The sequence below is a fragment of the Promineifilum sp. (SeqCode) genome, assembly GCF_041918635.1.
GTDB lineage: Bacteria > Chloroflexota > Anaerolineae > Promineifilales > Promineifilaceae > Promineifilum.
Window position 1 is genome coordinate 1 of record NZ_JAYRVJ010000595.1, and the last position, 6,277, is coordinate 6,277.

Sequence of the window (6,277 nt, forward strand, 5' to 3'; positions counted from 1 at the left end):
CGTCGCCAGCGGCGCGGCCCGCACCGCCTCCTCACCGGCGGCCAGCGCCGTACCGTCCAGCGTTTCCAGCGACCAGCGCACGCTGCCTTCCCACGGGTCGCGCCGGTCGTTGGTGACGTAGACCCCCTGCCGCGGCGGATCGTCCTCGATGGAGAGGAGCAGCGGCGCGTAGAAGCGGCGAGCGGCGTAGTGTAGCGCCTTCCAGCGGCCGTAGTAGTCGAGGCTCGACCAGGAGGCCACCGGCCAGCAGTCGTTCAACTGCCAGTACAGCGTGCCCGCCACCCGGTCGCGGCTGCGCCGCCAATGCTCCACGCCGTAACGAATACCCTCCGCCTGGAGCACCATGCTGAGATAGACCAGCGACGGAAAGTCCTGGGGCAGCCGGAAGGTATCCAGCATTTGCCCGACCATCAGGCTGTTGCCGCTGGCGTTCTTCTGGTGCTGTTCCATGACGTAGGAAGTCATGTTCCAATCGGCCTCATCGGCGAAGGTGCGGATGGTCGCCAGCGGCGGCAACGCCTGGAAGCCGAATTCGCTCATGAAGCGCGGATATTGGTCGCGGTAGGCGGTGAACGGCTGGCGGCCATGCCACACGTCCCAGTAGTGGGCGTCCCCCTGGCGCTGGCCGTTGGGGGTCTCAAACGGCGTGTCGGAAGAGGGCGAGCTGGGCCAGTAGGCTGTGTCCGCGTCCTCGGCGGCGCACCACGCGGGCAGCGTGTGATGGAAGAAGCGGTCGTACGCCGCCTTCAGATCGGCCAACTCCGGCCGGTTCCAGCCCCAATCGACCCAGCCCCACTCCATTTCGTTGTTGCCGCACCACAGCGCCAGGCTGGCCCGGTGCCGCAGCCGGCGCACGTTCTCCACGACCTCGACGCGCACGTTGTCCAGGAATCCGGGATCATCCAGCGGGTAGATGCTGCACGAGAAGATGAAGTCCTGCCAGACCAGGATGCCATACCGGTCGCACAAATCGTAGAACCGCTCTTCCTCATAGAACCCGCCGCCCCAGACGCGCAGCATGTTCTGATGCGTCTCGGCCGCCCCGCGAATGAGGGCCTCCAGCGACTCATCAGTGAGGCGCGTCGGGAAGGAGTCGGCCGGGATCCAGTTGGAGCCTTTGGCGAAGATGGGCACGCCATTGACCAGGAACTCAAACGATCGCCCCCACTTGTCCGCTTCCTGGCGCAGCTCGAGCGTGCGCAGGCCAAGCTGGTAGCTGCGCCGGTCTAGCTCGGCGTCGCCCTGGCGCAGGCTGACAGCGACCTGATAGAGCGGCTGCTGGCCGTAGCCGTTGGGCCACCAGAGTTGGGGATGGGCGATAGGCAGGTCGATGGCGGCGGGGCGGTCGCCGGACACGGCCGCCTCCACTGTCCACGCCGCGCCATCCGGCGCGACGACGTGGAGGCGCGCCGTCAGCGCCTCTTCCGTCCACTGCTCGGCCGACACGGTGGCCGACACGGTCGCCGCCCCATCGCCGTGGCGCTGGCGCAGGTGCACATCCGTCAGGCGGCCGCCGCTCGCCCCTTCCAGCCGTATCTCCTTCCAGATGCCGACGGGCGGCAGTTGCGGCCCCCAGTCCCAGCCGAACTGGCAGGGTGCTTTGCGTAAGTGCGGGCCGCCGGGGATGGCCTGCGAGACGCCGGGCAGCGGCCGTTCGGCCTGCTTGGCGGTAGCATACTTCACCGGCGAGGCGAAGGTGATAACCAATTCGTTGTCCTCAGCCCCGAGCAGCGACGTGACCTCCCAGCGATACTGGCGAAACATGTTGTCGGTCTGGCCGAGGGTCTGGCCGTTCAAGCTCACCGTCGCCAGCGTATCCAAACCATCACAGACCAGCCAGACGTGGGGTTGGTCGAGCAGGTCAGACTCCGCGGCGAACCGATGGCGATAGTCCCAATTCGCCTCGGCCACCCACTGGACGCGCTTCTCATTGTCGCCCACGAACGGATCGGGGATGCGGCCCAGGGCCAGCAAATCGGTGTGTGCGCCGCCGGGAACCGTGGCGGGCAACCACTCGGCCGCGCCCGTCTGACGGAACTGCCAGTCGCCGGCCAGGGATTGCGTCTTCATAAAGCCTTTACCTCTCGTCCTGCCGCTTCTCTCCAGACGGCTTGCAGGGGTCGATAATCCAGCAGGATGATGCCTTCTTCTTCGATCACGTCCCTGGCCTGTTGAGAGACCAGAAAGTCGAAATCCGACTGGCGCATGTGATGCCCTTCCGATTCTATCGCCAGCAATTCAGGATAATTGAAGCCGGGATGGATGGCCCACTCACTCAGGCCCGGCGGCAGCCGGCGCAGGAGTTCCACGTAATGGGCCTGTTTGCCGGTCAGGTCGAGTTGGTAGCTGTCCAGAAAGCCGCTGTCATTGGTGGGCAAGCCCAGGCTGCGCACCCTGGCGATTTGGGAACGGACGACCACCCGCATCGCCAAACCATATTCCCGTGCCAATCCCAACATCACCTCAGAAACGGCATCCCAGCCATCGAGGCGCAGGCAGTGCCAATCGAGATGGGTCGGCCGCAGCCCGTAGGCCAGCACCGCTTCGATCTGCGCCCGAAACTCCAGCTCCAGTTGGCCCAAATCGACCTGAGCCAGGAAATGTTGCATCTGATCAAAGTTATAGAAGGTGCCATCCTCGCGGATCAGTGACGGCACTTCCTCACGGGGGCATAACGGCCCCCAGCGGTAATCAGCCCAATCGGAGATAGCGGTCAGATGCACGCCGAAGGGGATTTCGGGATGAGCGGCCAGGAAGCGCATGGCATGCAATCCCCAGGGACAGGGAACCATCACGGTTGCCGAGCGGAGTACGCCCGTCGGCAGCGCGCGCATGACGGCCTCATTCACCGCATGGCACATCCCGAAATCGTCGGCGTTGATAATCAACAGCCGCGCGTCGGCCGGGTAACCAAGCAACCGGTTCGTCTGTCCGTCAAGCAGCATGCCCGCGTTCTCCTCGAACCCTGGTCATGGACAGCCGGTATAGCCCGAACAAAGTCAGGAATATCAGCGTCAGACAGATCGGGATCACTTCCAGAGAAGTACGGCGGGCCAGCACGCCCATCAGGCTGGGGATGAGAGACCCGCCCAGTCCCGTCACCGCCATCTGCATGCCGATGGTGTTGGCGGCGAAGCGGACGCCCACGCGCCGGCTCGTGCCGGAGATGAGCGCCGGGAAGATGGGGGCGATGGCGATGCCCACCAGAGCGACCGCCAGCAGATTCGCCAGCGGGAACGGGTTCCACCACAGTAAGGCAGAGCCGAGAAAAGCCAGCCCTATCCCGCCCTGAACCAGGATGTTTACTCCCAGGCGCTTGGCATACAGCCCGGCCAGGATGCGGCCGATGGTAAACATGGCCCAATAGCTGCCGGTCAGGAGGCCGGCCAACTGCGGCGACACGCCGCGCGACTCCGTGAGCAGGCTGTAAGCCCAGATGCCCAGCGACACTTCCGCTCCCACATAGAGAAAGAACAGCGCCACGCTCAGCCAGACGCGGGGCCGGCGCACCGTCTCCGACATCGAGGTCTTATAATCCGTCAGCTTCTTTTCCTGGGGGCCTTCGGCCGGGGTCTGGCGACCATCGCTCCACCACGACAGGGTGAAGACAAAGGCCAGGGCCATGAGTAACTGGAAACCGCTGACGATGCGATAGCCGAGCCGCCAGGAATCGTAGGTCGTCAGTGCAGTGGTGATGATGATGGGGCCGATCGTGATGCCAATGCCGTAGCTGGCATGGAGCCACTGCACCAGCCCCTCACCGAAGTGCGCCGCGGCATAGGTGTTCAGCCCGGCGTCGATGGCCCCCGCCCCCAGGCCGGCCATCACGCCCAACAGGATCATCATCCACCAGAAGGGCGCGAGGGTGTAGCCAAAGAGGGCGGCGCCGGTGAGGGCGCAACTGATCGCCAGCAGTCGCCCCACGCCCAGGCGCGCCACCAGCGCGCCGCTCAGAAAGCTGGAGGTCATGTAGCCGATCACCGAGGCCACCAGCAACATGCCCACGGCATCCAGCGGCACGCCGAAGTCCAGCCGCATGGTGGGCCAGGCGATCCCCAACAGGCCGTCGGGCATGCCCAGGGCCACAAAGGCGGCATAGGCCAGGATGATGGGGCCGAGCCGGGTCAGGCTCTTACTCTTAGAAGAAGTTGATAAATTCACTGTTGTACTACACTCCACCGACCCTACACGGTGGAAAGGTCCCACTCTTCGCGGATCTTCGGCACGTCGCTGATCAGACGCCTGGTATAAGGCTCTTGCGGATTCAAAATCACGTCATCGGCCGTGCCGCTTTCAACGAACCGGCCCCGTTCCATGATGTAGACGGAATCGGAAACGTAGAACGCCAGGCCGATGTCGTGGGTGATGAAGATGGGCGTCATGCCGATCTCGTTGCGCAAATCCAGCAGCGCGTCCAGGATCGTCGAGCGGGAGCAGGCATCGACCATCGAGGTCGGCTCGTCGGCCAGCAGGATCTTCGGCTTGAGCAGGAAGATGCGGGCGATCATGAGGCGCTGCTGCTGGCCGCCGGACAGCTCGAAGGGGTACTTGTTGGTCAACTCCTCGAACTTCAGGTTGACGAAGCGGCACGCTTCGATCATCATTTCGGTCTTCTGCTCGCGGGACAGATGGCTGCCGCCGCGCATGCGGATGCAGTCCAGCAGCACGGTATCGACCTTGTTGAAGGTGTTATAGGACGAGAACGGATCCTGAAAGATGGCCTGAATGCTCTTCCAGTACTCCTTCTTCTTCCGATGTGAGCCGAGATCGCGCTTCTGGCCCTGGAAGTAGACGTCGCCCGAAGTCTGGTTAATCAGACCGAGGAGCATCTTGGCCAGAGTGGTCTTGCCGCTGCCCGATTCGCCGACGATGGAGACAACCTCGCCCTCGTGGAAGGTGAAATCCACGTTATCGACGGCGACGGTTTTCTTGCGGCCGAGGCCGAAGACTTTGGTCAGTCCTACCCCCTGCAAACAGGGTTTTCTTTCATTTATCATGTCTGGCGTATACCTCCCGGGCATGGGCCACGCTCAATTCTTCGGGTGACAGAACGCAACGGTATTCGCGCCCCCCGCCTACGTCGCGCAGCGGGATGGTCTGTGCCCGGCAGATGGGCATGACGTATTTGCAGCGGTCGGCAAAGCGGCAGCCGGACGGCGGGTTCTTGAGATTGGGCGGCACGCCCGGAATGGCCGTCAGCTTCACATCGCGCAGGCCCTTCTCTGGCACCATGATCGAACCCATGAGGCCCTGGGAGTAGGGATGGAGCGGGTCTAGCACCACTTCTTTAGAGCTGGCCTTCTCCACGATTTGCCCGGCATACATGACCATGATGTCGTCGGTCACGTTGTAGAGGAGCGGCAACTCATGGGTGATGAAAATCATTGATTTGATGTAGCCGCCATCCATCAATCGCCGCAGCATCTTGATGACCATCTTCTGCGAGGTCACGTCGAGCGCCGAAGAGGGTTCGTCGGCGATGAGCACTTGCGGCGACAGGATGACGGAGATGGCGATGACCGTGCGCTGCTTCATGCCGCCCGACAACTCGACGGGGTACTTGTGCAGCACCTCCTCCGGCAGACCCACGGCGTGGAAGAACCCCGTGGCTGTCTCGTGGATTTCCTTCTTCGACATGTGCGTCTTGTGCGCGTCGAATACGTCTTCAATAAAGTGGATCACCTTCTGGGTGGGGTTCAGCGCGTTCATCGCCGCCTGGGGGATGTAGGCGATCTCGCTGCCCAGCACGGTTCGGCGCACCTCATCGGGGTCCATGCCGGTGATTGTCCGGCCGCCGATGATGATGTCGCCGCCGGTGTAGTGGAGCGGCGGAAAGTAGTAGCCCATCAGGCTGAGCGCCAGCGTCGACTTGCCGCAACCCGACTCGCCGGCGATGCCCAGCGACTTGCCCTCTTCCACTTGCAGCGAGACGTGATCCACCGCGTAAACATCCTCCCCAAACCGGGTGACGTACTTGGTGGTTAAGTCCTTTACGTCCAGTATAACCTTTTCCATTTCAGCCCCTTAGTCTCTCAACGCCGGGTTGAATACCTGGTCGAGGCCGGTATTCATCAGGTTCAGTGAGAAAGCGATCAGCGCGATGGCCAGGATGACCGGGAAGTAGGCCCACCACTTACCCAGAATGTGGGCCTGGTAGATCAAGGCCCAGTTCATCATCAGACCCAGTGTGGCCTCCTCGGTCGTGCGCGGGCCGAGGCCCAGAACCGACAACTGCGCCTCGGCCAGAATGCCGGCGGAAATCTGCAGAATGAGGGCC

The 6,277-nt window shown here is 63.1% G+C and carries 5 protein-coding genes and 1 pseudogene; all 6 read right to left on the reverse strand.

The genetic code is table 11. The features are described 5' to 3' along the window. On the reverse strand, positions 1 to 2,070 hold a 2,070-nt coding region (locus ACE3UY_RS17605; RefSeq protein ID WP_374688794.1), incomplete at its 3' end, for a glycoside hydrolase family 2 protein. Beyond that, positions 2,067 to 2,945: a carbohydrate deacetylase gene (locus tag ACE3UY_RS17610; RefSeq protein WP_374688795.1), complete on the reverse strand. Its 879-nt coding sequence runs from the start codon at positions 2,943 to 2,945 to the stop codon at positions 2,067 to 2,069. The genes ACE3UY_RS17605 and ACE3UY_RS17610, both read right to left, overlap by 4 nt. Next, the gene (locus ACE3UY_RS17615; protein ID WP_374688796.1) at positions 2,935 to 4,161 is read right to left on the reverse strand and encodes an MFS transporter; all 1,227 of its coding nucleotides are present in this window, start codon (positions 4,159 to 4,161) and stop codon (positions 2,935 to 2,937) included. The genes ACE3UY_RS17610 and ACE3UY_RS17615 overlap by 11 nt, the downstream gene beginning before the upstream one ends. Positions 4,162 to 4,184: 23 nt before the next feature. After that, the gene (locus ACE3UY_RS17620; RefSeq protein ID WP_374688797.1) at positions 4,185 to 4,997 is read right to left on the reverse strand and encodes an ABC transporter ATP-binding protein; all 813 of its coding nucleotides are present in this window, start codon (positions 4,995 to 4,997) and stop codon (positions 4,185 to 4,187) included. After that, positions 4,987 to 6,015: an ABC transporter ATP-binding protein gene (locus tag ACE3UY_RS17625; protein ID WP_374688798.1), complete on the reverse strand. Its 1,029-nt coding sequence runs from the start codon at positions 6,013 to 6,015 to the stop codon at positions 4,987 to 4,989. Before ACE3UY_RS17625 ends, ACE3UY_RS17620 begins: the two co-directional genes overlap by 11 nt. Positions 6,016 to 6,024: 9 nt before the next feature. Beyond that, positions 6,025 to 6,277: pseudogene (locus tag ACE3UY_RS17630) on the reverse strand (ABC transporter permease); the annotation flags it as partial.